Raw genomic sequence first — 24,031 nt, forward strand, 5'->3', positions numbered from 1 at the left:
GCACTTTGCCGTTCATGATCGTCGGCTGTAACACGCCTCCGATCGCACCGGGTAAGCCGGTCGATATCCCGACTGCCCTCGAGCAGGTTCTCCAGGGCCTGTGCAATTTCCGCAAAGATCAGGCCGGCCGGAAGCAGGATCTGGGCGCTGCAATCGACTCTATCACCGTGGAACTCGACCTGACCGTCGACGGAGCGAGAAATCCCCCGGTGGCGGTCGCGCCGGATATTCAGTTCATTCCCACGGTTAGCTATGGTCAGATCATGACGGCAAACAGAGGTAGCAGACTCGTGCTTACGCTGAAAAACACCGACAGCGGTGCCCACGGCGGCGACTGCGATGTCACCGCGCCGGCCAGGTAGAGACCACTTTCGCTCGCCATAGCCTATGGCTTTGCGAAAGCGGCCTTTGCGACTGGAGGCATCGCGAATCAGACGACTGGGCACTTGCCGCGCGTTGAACAGCGCGGGTCGCGCCAGCGTTGCACGTCAACCTTGGGCGATGCTCTCCCACGCGCCCGATTGAGCCGAGCGGAACACGGCATCGATCACCCGCATATTCGCGCGCGCATCTTCTAGCGGAATAGCCTGCGGGCCTCCACTCAGGATCGCCTCCGCGAACGTGGCGGCGGCTACGCCATATTGATCACACACCGCAAGCTCCAGCCAGCGATCAGTCGCGACACCGTCGCTATTGTGCTCACTGATTAGCAGGCGAGTCGGTCGATCGTTTGGTGCATTGAACGGAATTTCGACTTCGATTCGCCCTTTGGTACCGTGAAATTGCATCCGCTGGTACGGATAGGTCTGAGTCGAGTAAAAGAAACTCGCCTGCACGCCATCGAAGTCCATCAGCACGGAGCCGAGCCGGTCCACTTTGAAGGTCGGATCCTGCTCCACCAGCGCAACTACGCGCCGTGGCTCACGCCCGATAGTGAAGCGCGACGTCGTGATCGGATAACAACCAATATCGAGCAGACCGCCGCCACCTAGCTCGCTCTTGTTGCGGATATTGTGTTCGTTCGTGTTGTGATAGGTGAAACCGCCGGTCACTGCCCGCAATTCGCCGATCGCGCCTTCGTCGATCAAGGTCCGCACCTTCAACCATTGCGGATGCGTGCGAACCATGAACGCTTCCTGGATGTATCGGCCGTCCTTGTCGCGCGCGGCGATCAGCCGTTCAACCTGTTGAGCGTCCAGGCTGATCGGCTTCTCACACAGGACGTGCTTGCCCGCCTCGACCGATTTGATCGTCCATTCCACGTGGAGATGATTGGGTAATGGAATATAGACCGCGTCGATTTCCGGGTCCGCGAGGAGCGCCTCGTAACTATCGTATGCGACAGCCAGACCATACCTGGCCGCGGCTTCCCGCGCCTTCTCCGGAGAGCGTGACGCGATGCCTTTCACCCGACACTTCGGCGCGTTGTGCATGGGCACGACCACCTTGTCGTTGATCTTTGCGGCGCCCAAAATTCCCCAGGCTATTTCATCCTTTGCCATGACATCCCTTTATTCGATTGCGTATCCGATGAGTCGAGCAGGCTGAACTTCGCGTGAGTCGACAAGTCGCGTGAGTCCGCGAACGACCAGAAGCACGCGATCGTATCAGTTTAACCGTGTCGACCCGCGATACCCGATACCCGGTCCGACCGAAGGCACGACCGCGACTCGTCAGCTAGACTTCGGTCCGCCTGAGCAGATAGCCGAGGCCGCCCACCCGATACCATCGGTAGCCGAACGGCTCGAGCACCACCGCGTGGCGGCCGCCATCGTCGGACTCGCTGTGGTCGTCGGACAGAAGATTGATCAGCGACTGTCTACCCGGTTCGTCGGAGCTTAGGCGGAATTCGACGGTACACGCTTCGGCGCGGAAATTATGCAGAAACAGCACGGAGTTGTTACGCCACTGATAACTGAGCGCGAGCACATTGTTTCGCGAGGTAGGCAGCACTTCGACGTCCCCCCAGCTGATTTCCGGCACTTCCTTGCGCATGCGAATCATCCGCTCCGTCCAGTTGAGAAACGAATCGGGATCGCGTCGCTGCTTCGCCACGTTGACCCGCTCGAAGCCATAAGCCCCGCCGCAGATCGTCGGGACGGGCGGGTTTGAATGACTGGTGAAGCCGCCTTGCGGCTCGCCCGACCATTGCATCGGCGTGCGCGCACATTGGCGCTCGGGCCGGCGCAGGTCGTCGCCCATGCCGATTTCATCGCCGTACCGGAACACGGGTGTGCCGGGCAAACTCAACATCAGGCTGTAGGCAAGTTCAAGGCGGCGTCTGTTGCCCGACAGCATCGGCGCAAGTCTGCGGCGGATGCCGCGCCCATACAGCTGCATGTCGGGGTCCGGAGCGAACGCGGCGAACACTGCCGCGCGCTGAGCGGGCGTCAGCCGGCCCAGATCGAGTTCGTCGTGATTGCGCAGAAACACCCCCCATTGCGCGCTCGGCGGCCGTGGCTTCGTCGCAAGGAGCGCGTCCTTCAACGGTTTCGTGTTGCCCGTCGCGAGCGTGTAGAACGTGTTTTGATTGACCCGGAAGTTGAACATCATCGGCAGGCGCTCGCCCTCGTCGCCGAAGTAGTGGAGGTCCGTTTTGGGCGGCACGTTGGCTTCGGCCAGAATGATCGCGTCGCCCTCGCGCCACTGCAGAAACTCGCGAAACGTTCGCAACATGTCATATTGCTCGACGGGGCGGCGCACCTTCGGGCCCTTCGTCGCGATGACGAAGGGCACCGCGTCCATGCGGAATCCGGAAACCCCCAGCTGGATCCAGAAGCCCATGATCTTCAGCAATTCCGCCTGCACATGCGGATTCGATGTATTCAGGTCCGGTTGAAAATCATAGAAACGATGGAAGTACCAGCGTCTCGCCCGCTTGTCGAAACTCCAGGTGGACTTCTGCACGCCCGGAAACGCGACGCCACGTTGCGCATCGGGCGGTTTGTCGTCCGACCAGACATACCAGTCGCGATACTTCGAAGCGGGATCGCTGCGTGCTTGCAGGAACCACGGATGCTGGTCGGACGTGTGATTGACCACCAGATCGATGATGACGCGCAAGCCCCGCTCGGCGCACGCATGCGTAAACTCGGCGAAATCACCGAGCGTGCCGTACTTCGGGTCGACGTTGTAATAGTCGCAAACGTCGTAACCGTTATCGCGTCCGGGCGAGGGGTGGAAGGGCATCAGCCAGATCGTCGTCATGCCAAGCCCTTGCAGGTAATCGAGCCTGCGCATCAGGCCCTGGAAGTCGCCTACGCCGTCGCCATTCGCATCCATGAAGGTGCCTACCGAGAGGCAATAAATGATCGCGTTCTTGTACCAGAGGTCATTGAGCATAGGTTCCCCGCGTAGCGCCAAAACGATCGATCGCCAAGAGGAATTGCAATGTCGGAGCTTGCGTGGTGGCAACGCGGCGTGATCTATCAGATCTATCCGCGCTCGTTTCAGGACAGTAACGGCGATGGCATCGGCGATCTACCCGGCATCAGAGCGCGCCTTGAATATGTCGCGGCGCTAGGCGTCGATGCGGTGTGGATCTCCCCCATCTACCCGTCGCCCATGGCCGACTTTGGCTATGACGTCGCGGACTACTGCAACATCGATCCGATATTCGGCACTCTGGACGGGTTCCAGCAATTGATGGGCCACGCACATCGGCTTGGGCTCAAGGTGCTGCTCGATTTCGTGCCGAACCATTCGTCGAGCCGGCATCCGTGGTTCGAGGAAAGCCGCTCGTCACGGGACGATCCGAAACGGGACTGGTATCTGTGGCGCGATCCCGCGCCCGATGGCGGGCCGCCGAACAACTGGTTGAGCCGCATGGGAGGCTCGGCGTGGGAGTGGGAGGAGATGACGGGACAGTACTACTATCACGCGTTTCTGCGGGAGCAGCCTGATCTGAACTGGAGGAACCCGCAAGTACGCCGCGCGATGGATCAAGTACTGCGATTCTGGCTGGATCGCGGGGTGGACGGCTTCCGCGTGGACGCGCTATGGCTGTTGATCAAGGACGCGCAGTTTCGCGACAATCCACCCAATCCCGGCTATCGGCCCGGCGAGCCTGAACATCATCGGCTCTTGCAAAGTTACACGGAGGATCAGCCGGAAGTGCATGAAATCGTCCGCTCGATGCGAGCCACACTGGACGAGTACGGCGAGCGCGTGCTGATCGGCGAAATCTACCTGACTGTCCCGCAACTGGTGAAGTATTACGGCGTGAACGGCGAAGGTGTGCAACTGCCGTTCAATTTCCAGCTGCTCAACGCGAGATGGGACGCGGAGAACATCGCCCGCATGATCCGGGATTACGACATCGCGTTGCCCGAATACGGGTGGCCGAACTGGGTGCTGGGAAACCACGACAATCCGCGCGTTGCATCGCGCGTCGGCGCGGCGCAGGCGCGGGTGGCCGCTGTGCTGCTGTTGACGCTCCGGGGGACGCCGACGCTCTACTACGGCGATGAGATCGGCATGCCGGATGGCTTTATCGCGTCAGATGCGATCCAGGATCCGGCGGAACTCCGGCAACCGGGCATTTGCCAGGGGCGCGATCCCGAGCGCACGCCTATGCAATGGGATGGCTCGCTGCCGAATGCGGGCTTTACCGACGGCAAACCGTGGTTGCCGATTGCGACGACGACCAGCGTGCGCGAACAGGACGGCGACATGTCGAGCATGTTGTCGCTCTATCGGCGCCTGCTGAGCCTGCGCCGCAGCAACGCCGCGCTCGTGCGGGGCACGATAGAGAACGTCGTTGCTGACGGCGACGTGCTGACCTATGAGAGGCGATACGGCAATCAACGCCTTTTCATCGCGCTGAACATGGGCGTCGAGGATGCCACCGTGCAATCGCGACCGGGCACGGTGTTGCTATCGACGGTGAGTACGCGCATCGGCGAAACCTTCGTGCAGGGCGCCAATTTGCTTGCCGCCAGCGAGGTGGTCATCGTGATTCTTACGCGAAGCTTGTCCGATGCCGTGCGGCCAACTAACGGGCCGAACGATGCAGTTCGGTAGTCGTCCCCCAAGGTGCTTCAACCTCATTGGTTTCCACGAGCAATTGCGGAGTCGCCTGAGTGCGATCCGGCGGCCGCGCTCGCGCGCTCGAGCGTCAAAGCCGATCACGCAGCGGTCAAAGGCGCGGCGCTGGCGCTCTCATCGATCGATGAAACGGTACTGCGGATGCGCGCGGCGATTCGCGCGTCGAGCGGCGTGTACACGAGCATGCTCAGGTCTGGCCGACCATCGACGGCGAACAGCGAATACTCCATTTCGATGGTCCCGAACGCAGGATGCAGCAGGCGCTTAACGTGCTGTCCTTCGCTGTGGCCGAATACCTGGTTTTCGCGCCACATGCGTTCGAAGTCCGGGCTCGCGCGACACAGATCGTCGACCAGATCGCCCACCTCGGAAGCGAGCCCCGCGCGAGCAACGTCCGCTCGGAACGTCCCCCACGACGAAGCGCGCGACACTCTCCCAGTCGTGCTGTTTTGCTCGGACGGCCGGATCGCCGAACAGGAAGCGCAGGATGTTGCGCTGGCCCGGCGGCAGCGCGCTGTAGTCGGTCAGCACGACGGCTGCGGCGCGATTCCACGCGACGACGTCCCACGTCGCGGTCTTGATGATCGACGGGCTGGCGTCGAGCGAATCGAGCACGCGCTGCAAGCGTGGGTCCACTGCGTCGGTGGACCGGTAGCGCACTTCCGGGGGGCGCCCGAGGCCCAGCATGAAAAGATGTTCGCGCTCGGTATTCGTCAGCATCAGCGCCGCGCAGATCCGCTCAAGCACCGCGGCGGATGGCGCGCCGCCCCGGCCCTGCTCGAGCCACGTGTACCACGTCGAGCTGATATTCGCGCGCTGCGCCACTTCTTCCCGGCGCAATCCGGGCGTACGCCTGCGGCCCGAGAAGCCGAAGCTGGCCGGATCGAGCCGCGTGCGGCGGCTGCGCAGAAAGTCCCCGAGGGTTTGGGCGGTGTTCACTGGGATGATTAACCTGTTAGTCGCTTTACCGGGATAAGCTCACTACTTCAATAGCATAGTGAATGATCGCATAGTGCGTCGGTGGCTATTCTGGAGACTTGACCATGCGAATCTTTCTGACGGGCGCAACCGGGTTTATCGGCTCGGCTTTGGTGCCCGAACTTATCCAAGCCGGGCATCAGGTCATCGGCATGACCCGGTCCGACCAGGGCGCGCAGGCGCTCAGCGCAGCCGGTGCGGAGGTCCATCGCGGCACGCTCGAAGACACCGACAGCCTGCGCAGCGGCGCCGCGAAGGCGGACGCCGTCGTTCACCTTGCTTTCGACCACGATTTCTCGCACTTCGTGGAGAACTGCGAGAAGGACAAGCGTGCTATCGCTGCACTGGGCTCGGTGCTGGCCGGCTCGGATCGGCCGCTTCTGATCACGTCGGGCACGGGCGTCGGCAGCCGCGATAACGGGCAGCCGGCCACCGAAGACGTGTTCAACACCAGTCACCCGAACCCGCGCATCGGCTCGGAGCTGGCCGGCAACGCGCAACTGGAGGCGGGCGTCAACGTGTCGGTGATGCGCTTGCCGCAAGTGCATAACCCGTACAGGCAAGGCCTCATCACGCCGCTCATCCAGATCGCGCGGGAGAAAGGCGTGTGCGCATATGTGGAGGAGGGACACAACCGCTGGCCGGCGGGGCATCTGTCGGATGTCGTGCGGCTGTACCGGCTCGCGATCGAGAAGGGCGAACGCGGTGCGCGCTATCACGCGGTCGGCGAAGAAGGCGTTAGCGCCCGCGAGATCGCCGAGGCGCTCGGACGCGGCCTGAAGTTGCCGGTCGTCTCGATCGCGCGCGACGAGGCGCAGGCGTACTTCGGATGGATGGCGATGTTCGCCGCGCTCGATATGCCGGCATCGAGCGCGCGGACGCAGGCGCGTTTGGGCTGGCGACCGACAGGTCCGACGCTTCTCGCGGATCTGAACGAAGCGCGCTACGTTCAGGTGTCCGCGTAGCTTTTGCTGTCGCTGTCAGCCGCCGTCGCACGAGTCAACCGAAACGAATCGACGGCCCACATTTCGCCGGCACGCAGATGCTGCTGTCCAAGGGCGGGCAACCATCGCCGCCATCATAGGTGTTTCATTACGCCACTCGCCAGCTTGCGCAGTTCGTCGAACTGCGTGACGAGCTGGAGGCACAGAATAAAGGCGAGCGTCGCTGCGGGCGCCGGGTGGCGTTCGGTCCATCGCAGCACCGGCGTCGCGTAGCGTACGCGGATCGCATCCCGCGTCATCACCAATGTAATCACGATTCCCACCGCGGCGCCCACCAGCAAATCGGTCGGATAGTGAAAGCCAAGATAGGCGCGCGGAAGGCAAATGAACAGCGCAGTATAGAGAAGCGCCAGCACGCCGACGCGCCGCGACATGAGGAAGATGCCGGTGGCGACCGCCATCCATAGCATCGCGTGATCGCTCGGGAAGGAACTCCAGTTGGTCAACACTGCGTCCTTGATTTCGCCGCTGGCAAAGCGCAGATGCAGTTCGGTGTTGTAGACGGGGCGCACCCTGAATGGCAACCAGTGGGTCAGCAGTCTTCCGACGAAGAGCGCCACGATGCCGCTGGCAAGCGTCGCGAGAACCATTTCTCGCCGCCATTCGCGGCACTCGTCTTGCTGAAACCACATCCACCACAGCACGGGAATGAGTACGAGGCCTTTGAAGGTGTACAGGTTGTCGATGGCCTGGATGGATAGAGTCGCGAAATTACCGAAGTGTATGTTGGACAGATATGTTTCGATGGACAGATCGAGGCTATTCATTATTTTCTACAGAAATTGAGCCGGTCGCGGATGTGGGTCAGCATAATTCATCGCACGCACGGCATTTTTTGGCGCTTACTTTCACTGACAATTTTTACTGCGCAATTTCATCGCTAACTCTTAGTGACCTCGTGGACGCTCATAACAACGGGAAGCGTGTGGTTGATATGCGCTCAGCATCGGAAGTTACTTCCGTGACAGCGCTAGCGAAGGACCTCGATCTTTCCAAGTCGTCCTGTCCAGCGCTGATTCACCGCGCAGGATGCGGCGATACACTGTAGCCGGATCTTTCAAGGAGGCCGTCATGAAACTGGTCGACTGGAACATTCAGTGGGGATGCGGCGTCGACGGCCGCGTCGACATCGGACGGATCGTGCGGGAAGCACGCGCGTTGTGCGACTTCGACGTCCTGTGTCTGCAGGAAGTCACGCGCGGCTTCAACGAAGAACCGGCGGCCGGCGGACTGAAAGGCGCGCCATCGTCCGATCAGTTCGCCGAACTTGCCGCTCTGCTGCCGGAGATGACCGTGCTCGATGCGATCGGCTCCGATCTGCCCTCGTTGGGCGTGAGCCGTCATCGGCGGCAGTTCGGCAATGCCATTGCGACCCGTTTGCCGGTTCGTCAGGTGCTGCGCCATTCTCTGCCGTGGCCCGCGGACCCCGCCAAGCCGTCGATGCTGCGCGTCGCGCTCGAAGCGGTGCTCGAAGCCGACGTCGGTCCGCTTCGTGTCATCACCACGCACCTCGAGTTCTATTCGGAGAAACAGCGGCTCGCACAAGTGGCGAGACTGCGCGAGTTGCATCAGGAGGCGTGCGCTCACGCGCGCGCTCCCGCGCGTGGCGAGAAGCCGGACAGCCCGTTTGCCGATACGGCGCGCCCGGTCAGCGCGATTTTGTGCGGAGACTTCAACAGCGCATTCGAAGACACCGCCTTTTGCCGGATGCTCGAACCGGTCACCGAGGCTCCGGCGTTCGTCGATGCGTGGGCCCGCGCGCACCCCGGCGAGCCGCGTGCCGCGACGGTCGGCCTATACGATCACGAGCAATGGCCCGACGGACCATTCGCGTGCGATTTCGTTTTCGTCACGGAAGACCTGGGCGCACGCATTGCATCGTGCGATGTCGATCAGCACAGCCGCTCGTCCGATCATCAGCCGATGTGGCTGGAACTGCGTTGAAGGGACTCGGCGTTACCGCCCGTTATTGGCGCAGGAAAATCTGACCGCGTGATTCGGTGGGATGCTTAAGGTGCTGTTAAGGATTGCTCTGCGATGGTTGAGCCGATGTTCAAGCCATGAGAATAGTGAGCACGTCACATGAATAGCAACCCGTCGCAAACTCGCGCGCATGCAGTCAGTAAAGTCCCGCAGATCACGCTGGGCTTCTGGATCATCAAAATCGCCGCCACGACGCTTGGCGAAACGGGCGGCGATTGGGTGACCATGTCGCTAAAATTGGGTTATCTGATCGGCACGGCGATTTTTGCGGTTATTTTTATTGGGCTGGTCGCAGGGCAGATCAGGGCGGAGCGGTTCAATGCCTCGCTCTATTGGGCGACCATCGTTGCAACGACCACGCTCGGTACCACGCTGGCCGACTTCTTCGATCGTTCGGTGGGAGTCGGCTATCCGGGCGGTGTAGTCATCGTCTTCGCGCTTCTGCTTGCGAGCCTGGGCGTCTGGTACAAATCGGAAGGTACGGTGGCGGTGCAGAGCGTGACCACGCCCAAAGCCGAGTGGTTCTATTGGGTGACGATCCTCTTTTCGCAGACACTGGGTACGGCCTTGGGCGATTGGGTGGCGGGATCGGACGAAGGCGGTCTGGGGCTTGGCTATGATTACGGCGCGTTGATCTTCGGTGCGGGTCTGCTGATCGTCGGTGCGCTTTATTACTGGTCGCGGCTGTCACGGACCGCTATATTCTGGGCGGCGTTCATCCTGACGCGTCCGCTCGGCGCGACCTTGGGGGACCTGCTCGACAAACCCATTTCTCAAGGTGGGCTCGAGATCAGCCGACTCTATGCGTCGGTGATTCTGGTTTCGTTCATGGCGCTCTGCGTGATTTTCTTACCGCAACGTCCTGCTGGGCGAGCGATGCGGTAGATGGCGCGAAGAGGCTACGAATGTTCGGGAATAGCCATTGCGTGCCCGCTTTCGCCGCGACACCGACGCGCAGAACGAGCGCGTCGACCTATCGGTAGCTCGCCCGCTCGACGTTCGTTCAATCGAGGCCGACATGAAGAATCCGTGGACGAAGAAGAACCCGTTCCTGAGCATGTGGTTAAGCGGCGCCAATACCGTCGCCAACTCAGCGCGGGTAAGAACGACAGCGGCAGCCAAACGCGCGACCTCCGCATTCTGGAGCGCCGCACTCACCTCACCGAAGCCGAAGAAAAGCAGAAAGACACGCCGCTGAGCGGACTCGTCCGCTGTCAGGCGAATATGCCGGCTGGCGTGCGCGTCCGGACGCACGGCGTGTCAGGATCGGGCGTTTCTCGACTCTCGGGTGGCGCCGCGTTGTTTGCCGTGTCTGCTCCTTCGATTACGGCAGCGACGAGTTTGACGCAACGCATTGGCACAGTGCCAATTCATCCTCGCGAAGCTCGGCCCCGGGAATTTCGCTGCGCGCTCAAACTGGATGCGGTCCTGTCAACTCGGCCAAAACGGAAAAACGAAGGAGCGCGATAGTCGCGCTCCGTTCATTCATGGGTTACAGCAGGCAGGCTTACTTGATCGCAGTCAGGTAAGAGCCGGACAGGAAGCGTTGCGAACGCGGAATGGTCGCCGTGTAGGCCTGAATCGCGGCTGCCAGCTGCGGACGAATCAGGTTACGGTTGTAGTCGTAGATCGAATAGCCGTCGCCTTCGCCATTGCTCGGATCGCCGTTACGCACGACATACCAGAACGCCTTTGCCACCGAACCGTTGTTCATCAGCACCTTCAACTGGTTGAATGCGGCCGTTTGTCCGGCGTCCGTACCGTTGGTGCCATTGTTGGTCTCGGTCAGCCAGATCGGCTTCGCGCCACTGCTGACGAGGTTCGACACCGTGGTCATGAATGCCTGCACCAGCATGTCGTATTCGGCGCTGCCGAAGTAGGGGTGAACGTCGACGACATCGATCGTGGTGTTCAACGGGCTGGAAGCACTCTTCGTGTTGTTACCCATTGCCTTGATGTAGTCGGTCGCCTGGATCAGCTCGTTTCCTGCGGGCGGTTGCCAGCCGTTATTCGGGTACGCCGAGTTGTAGAAGTACGAGATGCCCTGAGTGTGCAGAACCGTTTTGTAGCCCGACTGGCTTTTCGTGTTCAGGATCTGCCTGGCTTCCGAATAGAGCGTCTTGCTGCGATTCAGAATGTATCCGGAGATACCGTTCGGATCGCCGTAAGACGGGTCCGAAGCGGAGAACGACCAGTTGGTCTCATTGAACAGTTCGATGTCAGCCGTGAAGGGCAGAACGACGTCCATGAGCGAGCCGAGATACTTCGTGAACGTCGCGTCGCAGAAGTCGAGTCGCGGTGACGATGCGGTCGGCGGATTCCTGGTGGCCGGGCATTGGTATGCGCTAGACGGCGCGTACATGCCCACCTGGAACAGAATCTTCATGCCGCGCGTGCGTGCGGCGTTCAAAAGCGACTTCAGAAAGGCCACTTTGTTGGGGTCCAGCGTGCTGCCGTCGGCCAGCGTCATGAAGTCCCACGAAACGCCGAGGCGAACCGTACCCACGCCCAATCCGGCAATCAGATCCAGGTCCTTTGAGCATTCGTTCAGCGCCGTCTGATTCGCACTCCAGAGATTGCAGTTCACGTCCATTGCAAAACGGTCGTTTCCGCTTCCGGTGGGCGGCGGCTGCAGCGCCGCGAGTTGCTTGGCGGTGGCGGCGGTCGAACTCGTCTGGGAGAACGCTGGCATCGATTGCCCGCACAACAGGGCTAAAACGGCGAATAGTGAGTAGAGTCTGAGTTTCATGGCTTAGCTATAAATTGCTACTGAGCGGGGATGGGCCGAGAACGTTGGAATTACGTTTGCCGATGACCATCAGTTCCTGAAGCGATGGCATACGTAACGCAAACACGTCAAACGCGTGAGTCAACGGTCGCTGACATCACGATTGAAAATGCTCTTGCACGGGATATGCGGGTTTCGTATCGATCGTCGCGAAACGGTTCAATCGCCTTGTCCCGCCCGTTGCACCGGGGCGCGGTTGTAAGGCTGACCGTTCGCCTGAACCGGCGGAGAGCCATTGTCGGGGGGCACTACGCCGTTGCTGTACGGATCTGTAGCCGCGTTCGCGACTGTGTCGGCAGGGAGGGAGTTAGCGGTCACGGACGCGGTACTGCCATCATCGCTTGTTTCACCGCCACAACCCGCAAGGCTTAGTACTCCTGCGATAAATGCAAGCGCCGAAGCAGTTCTTGCGATCTGGGGAAGCCGACGAACTGACGGTTTTAGTCTTGGAGAGAGTGTGCTGGAGAAGGACATCTGTCTATCAAGGCCGATGGAACCTGGCCGCTAAAACGAACAACGTTCGCGTGATAAGGACGTCGCCACGAAAAAATACGCAACAACACGAAGTACAACTGAATAATGATCGGCTTTTGTCAAGAGCCGCCCGCTGCCGCACTCGCGTGGGGCACTAATCGCGTTTAATCTTCAGATTTAATGCGACCTAGAAAACCACTTTTATCACTTTCAATCGGAAGATTCGGTAATTCGTCGCAAATTGTGAAGTTTTTCCAATCGAATCAAAATCGACAAGGTTTTCCCTGAGTGATCTGATGAATACGAATGATACAGAATTGGAACAAATCTCGCGCCATCGGACGTAACTAAGCGTAACAACGAACTTTGTGGTACGTGAGCCTATCGGCAACGCGTCCCTCCTCCCTTCCCACGCGTATCCAGACGCGTTCTCACGCCCGAATTCGAGATTCACAAAACAACAAAAAAACCGTTACAAAATTGTTACTAGTCGCTTTTAGGCAGTCGGGCACTTTAATTTCCGCCAATGTATGGTTCCTATCGGGAGGGCTTGGGACCTAATTAAATGCTAATTAAATGTTTCGGTATGGTTTTAGAAAGAAAATAATGCTGCCGAGGTATTTATATGGGCCGCACCGGTTGCATCAAATAAATCGCGGAATGCGAATTTTGCCACGGTTTGACTTTGTGCTTCGGAACAAGGAGACGGCCGGGAGCCAGGGGCGCGGAACCTGCATATCATCGCCAGCGAAACGCGCGCAATGGCTCGCCGTGGTCGCGGCGAAACTCGAAGCCACCGGAACACCGGCGCTGCTTGCTATTCGCCAGCGCGGACTTGCCATCGTGCCGATGCTGAGGGCTTGTTGGGCAACCCCTTCGTTATAGGAGCAGGGTTTGGCAGTTCGGTAACGGTCAGCCGAGTCTCTTCGGCCAGACCGACCTGGTCCGCCTGCCTAACGCGTGTTGCCGCCACGTTTGAGCGCGCAATCCATTTTCGAGACTTCGGCCATTTCCGCCGCCTCACGACGAGTCTCGTTGCCCATGTTTTTCTTGCTCGGCGAGAACTGCAGTTCTCTGATTTGCCCGATCACGGACTGCCGTCCTGATACTGCTTGCGCCAGTGAAGCACCTGGTTCGGATTGAAGCACTGCTGGTGTGCAACCATCGACACCGACTTGCCCGGCTCAAAACGCTCTCGCGCCATCGTTAGCTTTTCATTGGCTGACCATCGCCTCCGGCGCTCCGGCTCCGTCAGCGCCTTCATCGCTTATTGCCGCCTGTTAGTCCGAAACGCAGGTGTATGCCTGGCTGCTGTTTTAAGCGGGAGATCTTGGTCGGTGATTCAGTGGGCTGCTCCAGATTTGCAGGACGACATAGGGTTTTGCTCGGGCTTTCTAAAACACCCAGTTTTTGAAGTTTCATTGTTATGTGGCCGACCTCACAAAGCGGAGCAACTCGCGGGCCTGACGCTGTCATTTTCCGGAAGGTTCTCTGCTACGCTCCCGAATACCGTTGATTCGCAATTAGAAAGAGAACGTAGCCGTCGCGCGACTCGTGCGCATTATCGCGCGGGTAACACGCAATAAGAGATGGCGACGAATGGTTCTGCGAGCCATTACACGTTGCAGGAGATCATAGTCATGTTCCATCAACACGCGCCGACTCGCGCGGCGTTGCGTGCGTGCGCGCCGGTCCGAAGTCCGGGACGCCGCGCGCTGCTGCGTGGCATATCGGCCGCGGCGTTAGCCGGCGTTTCTTTTCCGCTATACGCGCAGCACGCAAGCGTAGGACTCGTCACGCCGCCCATTCGTCTCGACGACTTCTGGCTGGTCGATCAAAGCGGCCAGAAACGGTTGCTAACCGACCTGTTGCGTCAGAAAGTGACTGCGTTGCAGACGATTTACACAGGATGCAGTTCAGTTTGTCCTTTGCAGGGTGCGCTGTTCAGCACCGTTCAGCAACGGATATCGCAGTTGCAGCACCGCTACCCCGTTCAGTTGGTGTCGATCGGAATCGATCCACTTTCCGACTCGCCGCCCGCGCTGCACGCATGGCTCATGCGCTTCCAGGCCGGACCCGAATGGCGGGCGGCCACGCCGACGTTGCAGGACGTCGACCGGATGCGCAGAGCGCTTTCGGGCAGCACCCTGCCACTCGGCAACATTGCCGATCACTCGACCCAAATCTACTGCTTCGACGCGAACGCAATGTTGCGCTGGCGAAGTGATGACCTGCCTCGCGCGGATCAAGTTTGCGATGTACTGGGCGCATTAGGGCGTGTGTAACCTATTGGACTGAGGCTATGTCAAAAAACCGGTCGTTTAGGATCCTCTCGCAATTGTTCGAGAGGTGCGTGAAAGCGTTGCTGCCAATCACATTCATGGCGGCGCTGTCGATGTTCTCTACAGCTGCCGACGCGCAGACATCGAGCACGCTCACCGTCAACGGCACGACCTTGTGCGCCGACGTGAACGCCGAATCGAAGACGCCTGGCGCCTCGGTTATCGAGTGGACGTGCAATGGCGGGAATAACGAGCACTGGACATTGACGCAGAACAACGGGCTTTATCAGTTCGTCAACGTCAACAGCAACCTTTGCCTCGACATCTACGGTGTCAGCATGGACGCCGGCGCTGGGGCGGACCAGTGGACCTGCAACGGCCAGGCGAATCAAAGCTTTCAGCTGATCCCGCAAGGTGGCGGCTTTGCAATCGTCGCGTCGCAGAGTCACCTGTGTCTGGCTGTTGCCAGCCTCACGGCGCAGGGCTCGCAGATAACGCAGCAGCCTTGCAGCGGAGCCGCTCCGCAGACGTGGCAGATCAGCGGTATGACCGCGAAAACATTGCCGGCGAAGTGGACTACACCCTATAACCTGTCGATCGTGCCGGCAGCTGCGGCGAATCTGCCAGATGGCACCGTGGTAGTGTGGTCCTCCGACAAGAAGCTGGACTTTACGGCTGGCGAAGTGACCCCCGGCAACACATACACCGCAATCTTTAACCCGACTACCGGCACGAGCAAACAGGTTCTCGTGACGAATACTGGCCACGATATGTTCTGCCCGGGCATCGTCAATCTTCCGGATGGCCGTATTTACGTCACTGGTGGCTCGAGCAGCGACGCGACGAGTTTCTACACGGCTTCGACCGGAAAATGGTCGTCAGGTCCTCCAATGAATATTCCGCGCGCCTACCACGGCAGCGTAACGTTGAGCAATGGCAACGTATTCCAGGTGGGCGGCTCGTGGAACGGAGGCGAGGGCGGCAAGACCGGCGAAACCTGGTCACCGAGTACGGGTTGGCAGGTCAATAGCGCCATTCTCGCCGACTACATCCTCACGAATGACGCGGCTGGCATTTTCCGCTCCGACAATCATGCATGGCTGTTTGCGGTGGCAAATGGGCGGGTCTTCCACGCCGGTCCGAGCGTTGCCATGCATTGGTTCGATACCGCTGGCGCGGGCAACGTGACGCCTGCCGGCAACCGGGGCAGCGATACCGATGCGATGAACGGCAACGCCGTTATGTACGATATCGGCAAGATCCTGGCTGTAGGCGGTGCGCCGAGCTACGAGTATTCCAACGCGACTGCGGACGCCACGCTAATCGACATCAGCAGCGGCACCGCGGTGACGCAAACGCTTACGCCGATGAATTACCGCCGCGCCTTTAACACCAGCGTGGTCTTGCCGAACGGTCAGGTGGTAGTCCTAGGTGGAGAGGCGTACCCGGTAACGTTTTCGGACGACACCGCCGTGCTGGCGCCAGAGTTGTGGGACCCTACCACCAAGACTTTCTCGGTGCTCCCGCCGCAAGCCGTGCCGCGTAACTATCACAGCATCGCACTGCTGTTGTCGGACGGTCGCGTACTGAGTGGCGGCGGTGGACTGTGCGGAAGCTGCTCGACAAACCATACGAACCTCGAAATTCTGACGCCGCCTTACCTGCTCAACGCGGACGGCTCGGCGGCAACACGACCGACCCTCACGGCCGCGCCCACCACCGCCCAGCTCGGTACATCGATCGCCGTAACGGGCAGCAGTGGCATCACGGCTTTTGCGTTGATGCGCATGTCTTCGTCGACCCACGCGGTCAACAACGAACAGCGGCGGGTACCCGTGACTTTCACGGTAGGAACGGCGGGCGAATATCTGATCAATATTCCTTCCGATCCGGGTGTCGTCGTACCTGGCTACTACATGCTGTTTGGCCTGAACGCGAAGGGCGTGCCGAGCGTTTCGCGCACGGTGCAGATCCAGTGATGGCGTTACGGTCACGGCGAACCGCGGCGCGCGCGCTGGCGCTGGCGCTGGCAAACATCACGTATGTCGCGCATGGCGCGCCGCTTTGTGAGTCGAACGATCTCGGGTGTTCGATCTTCAACGGGCAGCATTCGGTTGAGGCGCAATTGCGCGACGACGATCGTCTGTTGCCCGGCTCGACCACGCGGTGCGCGAACTGCCATTCGCAAACCGGCTCGGGCGACGCATTCGCACCACCCTTGACCGCCGGCAACCTGTTTCCTGCGAAGAGTCGAAGGGCCGGTCCGGCGAGCAGTTACGATCAGGCAACGTTCTGCAGGGCGCTGAGGGAAGGCATCGACCCAGTCAACGTGATGTTGCGCAAAGCCATGCCTCACTACCGGATATCCGAGACCGAGTGTTCGGCGCTCTGGCATTTCGTGACGAAGCGCTAGCACCGTTGCGTGCGGTTGCGCGAATTCGGCGCCGTTTGCTCCACCAGCTTTGTCGGTGTTTTCACGCTATACGAGCGCTTGTTCGAAATGATCGAAATAGCGACATCGCAATTGCGCATGACCCCGTTGGGGCGAAAGACGCGAATGTGCGGCAGCGTACGGAGGTGCGGCAAGCCGTCAGATAGGCTGCGATGACGTCTGCTATGAATAACTCGATTTCTGTTTGCTGGCGCAATACATCGGATGCGGAAAAATTAGAAGTCTGCGCCAGACCCGGCGGAAGTCCCTTTAAAACGATAAGACGATTTATTTCGAGCACGCGGCGGGGTGTAGATCATAGGGATTTCCTCTCCGGGTGCGTTGCGAGCAGGACTGACGTACTCGGCCTGTGCGTCCGATTTCAGCCGTCCCGTGACAAAAAACGAGATCTGGCAATGCCGCATCGCCTGCACATTAAATCCGGCTTCCACCCTTTTCGCACACCCGCCCCTGGGGTTTCGATGAATCAGAACTCTCTGCTTACGAATGCTGCCGTGCTCCGGAATAACGATGTAAGTCTTTCGCGTTATTTCGACGTTCTATTGGCCAACCGTTGGCTGGTCGGTGGAATCGCCGGCAGTGTGCTCGCCCTGGGCGTGGCCTACGCGTTTATCGCGCCGTCGGTGTACCAGGCCGATATTCTCGTGCAGGTTGAAGACAGCATTCCGACCAACAATTCAAAAAGCCCGCTGGGCGACGTCTCGAGCATGTTCGACGTCAAAACAGAGGCGACGGCTGAAATGGAAATCCTGCAGTCGAGAATGGTGGTCGGAAAAGCCGTCGACGATCTGCACCTCGACGTCAGCGCAAAGCCCAGGCGCTTTCCATTGATCGGAGACTGGTTGGGCCGGCAAGCCAGGAGTCTTTCCGAGCCAGGTATCTTTGGATTTGGCGGATATGCATGGGGCGATGAAGCGATCAAGGTGTCCAGTTTCGACGTCCCGGAAGCATTCGAAGGCGAGAAGTTCGTTCTGACGGTTCTGGAGGGCGAACGCTACCGGCTGGAGCAGTCGGATCTCAGCGAGCCGATCGAGGGTCGCGTGGGCGAAAAGCTCGACACGAAACTGCCCGATGGCGCGATCACGCTGCAGGTCGATTCGCTGAACGCAAAGCCGGGCACGCAATTCATTCTGGAGAGACAGTCGCGCGAAAAGACGGTGGAAAGCCTGCAAAACCGGCTGACGGTCTCGCAGAAGGGTAAGGACAGCGGCATCATCGGCGCGTCGCTGATGGGCTCTGAGCGGTTGCTGACGGCCAGCACGCTCGCCGAAATCGGCAATGCGTATGTTGAGCAGAATCTGAAGCGCAAGGCGGCGGAAGCCGAGAAGTCGCTTGCGTTCCTGAGCGAGCAGCTGCCGCAACTCAAGAGCGACCTGGAGCGCGCCGAGGGACGCTATAACGACATGCGCAACCGCATGGGCGTGTTCAATCTGAGTGAGCAGGGCAAGGCCTATCTGGATCAAAGCGTAGCCACGCAGCGCAGCCTGCTCGAACTGAAGCAGAAGCGCGCGGAGATGGGCGCGATCTACGCGCCGGGTCACCCCGCGATCCAGGCGATCGATCAGCAGATCGGCATGCTGAGCAGCAAGATCGGCAGCTTGTCGCAGCAGGAACAGGCGTTGCCGGACCTGGAGCAGAATGCGGTGCGCCTGACCCGTGACATGAACGTGAACAACGAGCTTTACGTCGGCATGCTGAACAACATGCAACAGCTCAGACTGGTTCGCGCCGGCAAGGTTGGAACGGTGCGGTTGATCGATAACCCGGTGGTGCCGAAAGAGCCGATCAAGCCGAACAAGCTTCTGGTGATTATCTATGCTGCGTTGGGCGGCCTGATTCTGGGCGTGGGTGCGGCGTTCGGGCGTACGGCGCTGTATCGGGGCGTGACCGACGCGCAGGAGATCGAGGAGCAAACGGGCCTGAACGTCTATGCGAGCGTGCCGCTGTCGCAGGCGAAAGTCGCGCGAATCGGCAAGACGCCGAAGCTGCCCGCTGGCGAGAAGTTCCTGCTGGCGAGCGAGTTTCCGCGCGACCCGTCGATTGAAAGCCTGCGCCGACTCAGAACCGCGCTTCATTTTGCCATGCTGGAATCGGAATCGGGCGACAATCGCGTGCTGCTGACGGGGCCGACGGAACAGGTGGGCAAGTCGTTCCTTTCGGCGAATCTGGCGGCGGTCGTATCGGCGGCCGGCAAGCGGGTGTTGCTGATCGACGCGGACCTGCGCAAAGGTCATCTCGAGCAATACTTTGGTCTCGACTCGACCCCCGGTCTGGCTGACTATCTGACGTCGGACGTGACGTCCGACCCGGTGATCATGCGTGACGTGCGTCCGGGCCTCGACTTCGTTGCGCGCGGAGCGATACCGGAGAACCCGGCCGAGCTTCTGGTGAGCGAACGCATGCAGCAATTCCTCGCGAAGACGAGCGAATACGATATCGTGCTGATCGACACGCCGCCGGTGCTCGCCGTATCCGACGCGACCGCGCTTGCGGATAGCTGCGGCACCGTGCTGCTGGTGACCCGCTTCGAGACCACTTCCATTGCGCAGGTGGTGGAGGCCACCAAGCAGCTCAGGCAGGCGAATGCCCGGGTGAAGGGCGTGATCTTCAACGCGATCGATACGGATGTCTATCGCTACAGTCTGGGCGCGCGCGCAGGCCTCTATCGCAGTGCTTCCTATCTCGATGCATTGCCCGCCAGCGGAAAGACGCAGAAAGACTAGCCTTCACGGCGCGAGGGCCGTCGTCACGAATGGCGATGAAAAATCAGCCGACTTTCGCGTGGATGATTGGCGGATATCAAAGACTCATTCGTCAGTGTCGCTGGAGTCGTACTGAGTCAGGCGCTCAATTTCGTTTCGATTCTATTGATCGGGAAGTTCTGCGGGCCGACGGTTCTCGGGTACTTTTTATCCGCTCGTTAATCGGCTTGCGTCTGGAGGTTGCGTGCATGGCGGCGGACAAGGCCCAAGCCGTGCGTGCAATGACGAGTTCCTGCGCCGTCGCCATACCGATCGGCCCGCGCCTGGTGGCCACGATCATTTCCGACCCCTCCGATTCGATTCCGGTGATCGCCTTCGCATTCAGCGTGTTTCTGCAACAGACGCTGGGTGAAGCGCTGACCAGCGAAAGGGAATACACGAAGATCGCCACGGTCCGTTTCTTACCGATCACTGCGTTCGCCGGGAACTTGATCTGCCTGATGGCGCTTTGGAAAGCTGAGCGCACGGGCACCGGCGTCTTCATCTATGGCGGGATCTTTTCGACCTCTCTGTTTGTGCCGGCCGGCGGCTGTCATTTTGATGCTGATGATATTCGTCCATCGCGACGCCGGCATCTTCGCGCTCTCCTACCGCGTCGGCTATTTACGTACGTCACGGGCTTCTGAACCCGCGCGCCCGCCGGCGATGCAATGCGGTTGCCATTCTGGAGTTTGGCGCCGAAAGCGTGGCTAAACCCGTGGTATAGTGAGTTCGATTGTTAGGTCGGCATCCATCCGCAAGCGGGACACTGCGCCCTTGTCAATCTCTGCCGGACTTTGGATTGCCTTCATCACACTGTCCGGTGCCGCTAGGGAAGATCTCAAGCCATAGCTACGCCACCGATGACATCGTGCTGTTCAACTTCTCAAAAATTCGATGTGGTCGTAAAGGGAGTGGAAGATGGTAACTTTCTTGACGCATGCCGCCTGTCTGCTGATCGGCGTGGCGATTGGGGTCTTCGCGTGCGCGCTTTGCGTTGCGCGCGCGAGAGGATCAAAGGAGGATAATTAGTCTCATCGCCCTCTTATGATTCATCCGTCATTGCGGATGTCCGCTGCCTGCCTCCTCTTTGCAACACCATCAAGCACGTTGGAGCAGGGCAGAACAGCAAAATGACGCAAACGCCGGAGTCGGCGTTCGCGTTCATCTCGTCGATTGCAATTAGACGCCTTCACTAGACCGGGGTCAGGTAGGGACCCGATAGGAATCGCTGCGATCGCGGGATGCTCGCGGTGTAGGCCCGAATAGCGGCTGCAAGCTGCGGACAAATCAGGTTGCGGTTGTAATCGTAGATTGAGTAGCCGTCGCCTTCCCCGTTGCTCGGATCGCCGTTTCGCACGACATACCAGAATGCCTTTGCCACCGAACCGTTGTCCATCAGCACCTTCAACTGATTGAATGCCGCGAGTTGTCCGGCGTCCGTACGGGTCGTCCCGTTGTTGGTTTCCGTGATCCAGATCGGCTTGGGACCGCTAGCAACCAGAGTCGAAACGGTCGTCTTGAACGACTGCATCAGCGTTTGGTAGTCGGCGCTGCTGAAGTAGGGGTGAACGTCGACGACATCGATCTCGACGTTCAACGGACTGGAAGCACTCTTTGTGTTGTTACCCATTGCCTTGATGTAGTCGGTCGCCTGGATCAGCTCGCTGCCTGCGGGCGGTTGCCAGCCGTTATTCGGGTACGCCGAGTTGTAGAAGTACGAGATGCCCTGAGTGTGCAGAACCGTTTTGTAGCCCGACTGGCTTTTCGTGTTCAGGATCTGCCTGGCTTCCGAATAGAGCGTCTTGCTGCGATTCAGAATGTAGCCATGGATACCGTTCGGATCGCCGTAAGACGGGTCCGAAGCGGAGAACGACCAGTTGGTCTCATTGAACAGTTCGATGTCAGCCGTAAAGGGCAGAACGACGTCCATGAGCGAGCCGAGATACTTCGTGAACGTCGCGTCGCAGAAGTCGAGTCGCGGTGACGATGCGGTCGGCGGATTCCTGGTGGCCGGGCATTGGTATGCGCTAGACGGCGCGTACATGCCCACCTGGAACAGAATCTTCATGCCACGCGTGCGTGCGGCGTTCAGAAGCGACTTCAGAAAGGCCACTTTGTTGGGGTCCAGCGTGCTGCCGTCGGCCAGCGTCATGAAGTCCCACGAAACGCCGAGGCGAACCGTACCCACGCCCAATCCGGCAATCAGATCCAGGTCCTTTGAGCATTCGCTCAGCGCCGTCTGATCCGCACTCCAGAGATTGCAGTTCACGTCCATTGCAAAACGGTCGTTTCCGCTTCCGGTGGGCGGCGGCTGCAGCGCCACGAGTTGCTGAGCAGTGGCGGTAGTCGCGTTCGTTGTCTTGGCGCGACCGTTCTTCGCGAAGGCCGACATCGGCTGCCCACACAAAAGTGTTAAGACGGCGAATAAAAAGAAAGGTGTGAGTTTCATTTCTCAACTATAAATGCTGTCGCCTGGAAGTGGTCCGAAAACGTCAAAGTTAAGTGTGCCGATGAACATCAATTGTCGAACACTCGCATCGAATACCGTGTCGACGTCAGAGTCCCGCACTGACACTACACTTCCGAACAGAGCGACTCAATCTTCCTAAGGATGCACCCCCTTGTTCGCGGGCTGTTTCGGCAATTATCACAGCATCACGCGGTTAGCGGCCGATGGGCGACTGCTGAGCGACAATGTCTGACTGTGAGACCGTTACGCGCATTTTCGCCATGCGCTCAGAGACGGCATCAGTCCCAGCTGAAGTTTGTTGTGTGACGCAATGTCTCACTATCAGATTTCCGACGCCGGTTGCGCCACGCTTGTCGGCATATCACGAAGTCTTCGCGTCGAACTCCGCAATGAGCGAATCGTCCGATCATGTACGGGAACGCACATCGATTCTTAGTGCCGAGCCGGGATACTTGCGACTTCGATGTGCAGCGCGAGTCATCGCATAGACCTTGCCGCGGTCAGTCATTACACAAGTTGTTCCTTCATCAAATTTTCTCTTTTTTCTTCATTGAACGCGCAAATAAGGTTTATGTGGAGATGAAAACTGTCGTCTCTCTTTAGACAAATTCGAAATCACGAGCTTTGGAAAGAACGGTTAAACGTCTGATAAAGGTATGCGTCTCACCTGATCGCTTTGTCCTGATATTTACGAGTGACACCTGGCGACAAGACCAATCAAAGAACGAAGACATGATTCGAATTCTGCGTATTTGATTGCCAGAAGAGCTGTCGGTGCGCCTAATGAAGGCGACGTGTCGCGATCGAACTGTACGATGGCGGGACTTTATGCGCTATTGCTAACATTCGGTCTTTGAGTGAGATGTTACGCTCGTCGTGACTCATCTGTGAATCAATGAAATTAGCGTCACTAAACGATTCATTTCCACACCAGAATCTGTTTTGCAAGCGCACGTGCCTACGCCGGCATCGTTCCCCACGAGTTTCCGAACTGAGGAGATAGCATGTTCGAACCCAACGCCACCGCGGTTCCGAAACTGGAAGAGGCGTGCCTTGAGGCGAATTCAAAACAGGTCGCCCTGGATGACTCGAACCCGCAAAGCGAGAACATCTTCGTCGCAAGGTGGGACGACGCAGTGAAGAGAACGATGGACGTTTGTGGGGCGTCGGTTCTACTCATCCTGCTCTTCCCGGTTCTTCTGATAATTGCGCTGGCAGTCATGAGCGATCACGGAAACGCCGTATATGGTCATCCGAGAATTGGCCGGGGAGGACGTACTTTCAAGTGCCTGAAGTTCCGCTCCATGGTCAAGAACTCGGATGAAGTTCTCGCCAAACTGCTCGCAACCGATCCGCAGGCTCGTGCGGAATGGGACCGCGATTTCAAGCTTAAAAACGATATTCGTGTGACGCCGGTTGGCCGCATTCTGCGCAAGACGAGCCTCGATGAGTTGCCGCAACTATGGAACGTGCTGCGCGGCGATATGAGCCTGGTGGGACCCCGTCCTATCGTGCAGAAGGAGCTGGTGCGATATGGCCGCGATGTTCGTTACTACCTCGCGCTGAAGCCGGGAATGACAGGCTTATGGCAGGTCAGTGGCCGCAACGACGTGGACTATCCGACGCGGGTTTCGCTCGATGTTAAATACGCAATGAACCGCTCGCTGACATTCGATATGTCGATTCTTCTGAGAACCGTCAAAGTGGTGTTCGCGAAAGACGGCGCCTACTGAGCCGGCTGAGGTCCTTTCCCGGTCGTAGATTGCATGTCGTCCCGATCGCCGTGACCGATCGGGGATGTGTTCCGCTA

At 59.2% G+C, this 24,031-nt stretch carries 16 protein-coding genes and 3 pseudogenes; 12 read left to right on the forward strand and 7 right to left on the reverse strand.

The annotated features are described in order from the left end of the window. The first annotated feature begins 14 nt into the window (after positions 1–14). Entirely contained in the window at positions 15–362 is a 348-nt protein-coding gene (locus OKW28_RS16475; RefSeq protein ID WP_429448735.1) for a hypothetical protein, read from the forward strand. Between the two features lie 126 nt (positions 363–488). Here the strand turns inward: OKW28_RS16475 and OKW28_RS16480 are convergent, their stop codons facing one another. Both OKW28_RS16480 and OKW28_RS16485 read right to left on the reverse strand, forming a co-directional pair. After that, positions 489–1,502: a Gfo/Idh/MocA family protein gene (locus OKW28_RS16480; RefSeq protein ID WP_429447335.1), complete on the reverse strand. Its 1,014-nt coding sequence runs from the start codon at positions 1,500–1,502 to the stop codon at positions 489–491. Positions 1,503–1,677: 175 nt separating this feature from the next. Beyond that, positions 1,678–3,342 (reverse strand): alpha-amylase family protein, encoded by a 1,665-nt coding sequence (locus OKW28_RS16485; RefSeq protein ID WP_429447336.1) that lies wholly within the window; start codon positions 3,340–3,342, stop codon positions 1,678–1,680. 48 nt (positions 3,343–3,390) lie between these two features. On the opposite strand from OKW28_RS16485, the gene OKW28_RS16490 reads away from it, so the two are divergent. Next, entirely contained in the window at positions 3,391–5,022 is a 1,632-nt protein-coding gene (locus OKW28_RS16490; RefSeq protein WP_429447338.1) for an alpha-amylase family glycosyl hydrolase, read from the forward strand. Positions 5,023–5,126: 104 nt separating this feature from the next. On the opposite strand, the pseudogene OKW28_RS16495 reads toward OKW28_RS16490, so the two are convergent. Further along, positions 5,127–5,991, reverse strand: a pseudogene (locus OKW28_RS16495) (helix-turn-helix transcriptional regulator). A gap of 98 nt (positions 5,992–6,089) precedes the next feature. Here OKW28_RS16495 and OKW28_RS16500 point away from each other — a divergent pair. Beyond that, a complete protein-coding gene (locus OKW28_RS16500) occupies positions 6,090–6,989 on the forward strand; it encodes an SDR family oxidoreductase (RefSeq protein WP_429447340.1) in 900 nt (299 codons plus the stop codon). A gap of 113 nt (positions 6,990–7,102) precedes the next feature. Here OKW28_RS16500 and OKW28_RS16505 read toward each other — a convergent pair whose 3' ends face one another. Further along, the gene (locus tag OKW28_RS16505; protein WP_429447342.1) at positions 7,103–7,795 is read right to left on the reverse strand and encodes a phosphatase PAP2 family protein; all 693 of its coding nucleotides are present in this window, start codon (positions 7,793–7,795) and stop codon (positions 7,103–7,105) included. Between the two features lie 304 nt (positions 7,796–8,099). On the opposite strand from OKW28_RS16505, the gene OKW28_RS16510 reads away from it, so the two are divergent. The 3 genes from OKW28_RS16510 to OKW28_RS16520 all read left to right on the forward strand — a co-directional run bounded on the left by OKW28_RS16510 (position 8,100) and on the right by OKW28_RS16520 (position 10,481). Then, positions 8,100–8,972: an endonuclease/exonuclease/phosphatase family protein gene (locus OKW28_RS16510; protein WP_429447344.1), complete on the forward strand. Its 873-nt coding sequence runs from the start codon at positions 8,100–8,102 to the stop codon at positions 8,970–8,972. A 138-nt stretch (positions 8,973–9,110) separates the two neighbouring features. Continuing rightward, entirely contained in the window at positions 9,111–9,896 is a 786-nt protein-coding gene (locus OKW28_RS16515; protein ID WP_429447346.1) for a COG4705 family protein, read from the forward strand. Positions 9,897–10,040: 144 nt separating this feature from the next. Beyond that, positions 10,041–10,481, forward strand: a complete 441-nt coding sequence (locus OKW28_RS16520; protein ID WP_429447348.1) for a hypothetical protein — start codon at positions 10,041–10,043, stop codon at positions 10,479–10,481. Positions 10,482–10,518: 37 nt separating this feature from the next. On the opposite strand, the gene OKW28_RS16525 is transcribed toward OKW28_RS16520, so the two are convergent. Further along, complete coding sequence (locus OKW28_RS16525; RefSeq protein WP_429447350.1) at positions 10,519–11,703, reverse strand: glycosyl hydrolase; 1,185 nt, start codon at positions 11,701–11,703, stop codon at positions 10,519–10,521. A 1,547-nt stretch (positions 11,704–13,250) separates the two neighbouring features. Continuing rightward, positions 13,251–13,537, reverse strand: a pseudogene (locus tag OKW28_RS16530) (transposase); the annotation flags it as partial. A 376-nt stretch (positions 13,538–13,913) separates the two neighbouring features. Here OKW28_RS16530 and OKW28_RS16535 point away from each other — a divergent pair. The 5 genes from OKW28_RS16535 (at position 13,914) to OKW28_RS16555 (ending at position 20,395) form a co-directional block, all read left to right on the forward strand. Beyond that, on the forward strand, positions 13,914–14,558 hold the full coding sequence (locus tag OKW28_RS16535) for an SCO family protein (RefSeq protein ID WP_429447352.1): 645 nt from the start codon (positions 13,914–13,916) through the stop codon (positions 14,556–14,558). A 17-nt stretch (positions 14,559–14,575) separates the two neighbouring features. Continuing rightward, positions 14,576–16,534, forward strand: coding sequence for an RICIN domain-containing protein (locus OKW28_RS16540; protein WP_429447354.1), 1,959 nt, complete (start codon positions 14,576–14,578; stop codon positions 16,532–16,534). Next, complete coding sequence (locus tag OKW28_RS16545) at positions 16,534–16,968, forward strand: hypothetical protein (protein WP_429447356.1); 435 nt, start codon at positions 16,534–16,536, stop codon at positions 16,966–16,968. The genes OKW28_RS16540 and OKW28_RS16545 overlap by 1 nt, the downstream gene beginning before the upstream one ends. Before the next feature lie 500 nt (positions 16,969–17,468). After that, positions 17,469–19,730 carry a polysaccharide biosynthesis tyrosine autokinase gene (locus tag OKW28_RS16550; RefSeq protein WP_429447358.1) on the forward strand — a complete coding sequence of 754 codons (2,262 nt, stop codon included), beginning with the start codon at positions 17,469–17,471 and terminating at the stop codon, positions 19,728–19,730. 35 nt (positions 19,731–19,765) lie between these two features. After that, complete coding sequence (locus OKW28_RS16555; protein WP_429447360.1) at positions 19,766–20,395, forward strand: hypothetical protein; 630 nt, start codon at positions 19,766–19,768, stop codon at positions 20,393–20,395. 548 nt (positions 20,396–20,943) lie between these two features. On the opposite strand, the gene OKW28_RS16560 is transcribed toward OKW28_RS16555, so the two are convergent. Continuing rightward, complete coding sequence (locus tag OKW28_RS16560; protein ID WP_429447361.1) at positions 20,944–22,026, reverse strand: glycosyl hydrolase; 1,083 nt, start codon at positions 22,024–22,026, stop codon at positions 20,944–20,946. A 1,331-nt stretch (positions 22,027–23,357) separates the two neighbouring features. On the opposite strand from OKW28_RS16560, the pseudogene OKW28_RS16565 reads away from it, so the two are divergent. Further along, positions 23,358–23,954 (forward strand): annotated as a pseudogene (locus OKW28_RS16565) (sugar transferase); the annotation flags it as partial. Positions 23,955–24,031: the final 77 nt, after the last annotated feature.

The organism is Paraburkholderia sp. 40, assembly GCF_050434105.1.
Classification (GTDB): domain Bacteria; phylum Pseudomonadota; class Gammaproteobacteria; order Burkholderiales; family Burkholderiaceae; genus Paraburkholderia; species Paraburkholderia tuberum.

Bases quoted from the DNA above. Each gene is read 5' to 3' on its own strand.
- OKW28_RS16500 (WP_429447340.1), top strand. From the start codon at position 6,090: ATGCGAATCTTTCTGACGGGCGCAACCGGGTTTATCGGCTCGGCTTTG.
- OKW28_RS16525 (WP_429447350.1), bottom strand. From the start codon at position 11,703: ATGCCAGCGTTCTCCCAGACGAGTTCGACCGCCGCCACCGCCAAGCAA.
- OKW28_RS16555 (WP_429447360.1), top strand. From the start codon at position 19,766: ATGAAAAATCAGCCGACTTTCGCGTGGATGATTGGCGGATATCAAAGA.
- OKW28_RS16505 (WP_429447342.1), bottom strand. From the start codon at position 7,795: ATGAATAGCCTCGATCTGTCCATCGAAACATATCTGTCCAACATACAC.
- OKW28_RS16560 (WP_429447361.1), bottom strand. From the start codon at position 22,026: ATGGACGTGAACTGCAATCTCTGGAGTGCGGATCAGACGGCGCTGAGC.
- OKW28_RS16485 (WP_429447336.1), bottom strand. From the start codon at position 3,342: ATGCTCAATGACCTCTGGTACAAGAACGCGATCATTTATTGCCTCTCG.
- OKW28_RS16540 (WP_429447354.1), top strand. From the start codon at position 14,576: ATGTCAAAAAACCGGTCGTTTAGGATCCTCTCGCAATTGTTCGAGAGG.
- OKW28_RS16515 (WP_429447346.1), top strand. From the start codon at position 9,111: ATGAATAGCAACCCGTCGCAAACTCGCGCGCATGCAGTCAGTAAAGTC.
- OKW28_RS16475 (WP_429448735.1), top strand. From the start codon at position 15: ATGATCGTCGGCTGTAACACGCCTCCGATCGCACCGGGTAAGCCGGTC.
- OKW28_RS16545 (WP_429447356.1), top strand. From the start codon at position 16,534: ATGGCGTTACGGTCACGGCGAACCGCGGCGCGCGCGCTGGCGCTGGCG.
- OKW28_RS16510 (WP_429447344.1), top strand. From the start codon at position 8,100: ATGAAACTGGTCGACTGGAACATTCAGTGGGGATGCGGCGTCGACGGC.
- OKW28_RS16550 (WP_429447358.1), top strand. From the start codon at position 17,469: ATGAATCAGAACTCTCTGCTTACGAATGCTGCCGTGCTCCGGAATAAC.
- OKW28_RS16535 (WP_429447352.1), top strand. From the start codon at position 13,914: ATGTTCCATCAACACGCGCCGACTCGCGCGGCGTTGCGTGCGTGCGCG.
- OKW28_RS16490 (WP_429447338.1), top strand. From the start codon at position 3,391: ATGTCGGAGCTTGCGTGGTGGCAACGCGGCGTGATCTATCAGATCTAT.
- OKW28_RS16480 (WP_429447335.1), bottom strand. From the start codon at position 1,502: ATGGCAAAGGATGAAATAGCCTGGGGAATTTTGGGCGCCGCAAAGATC.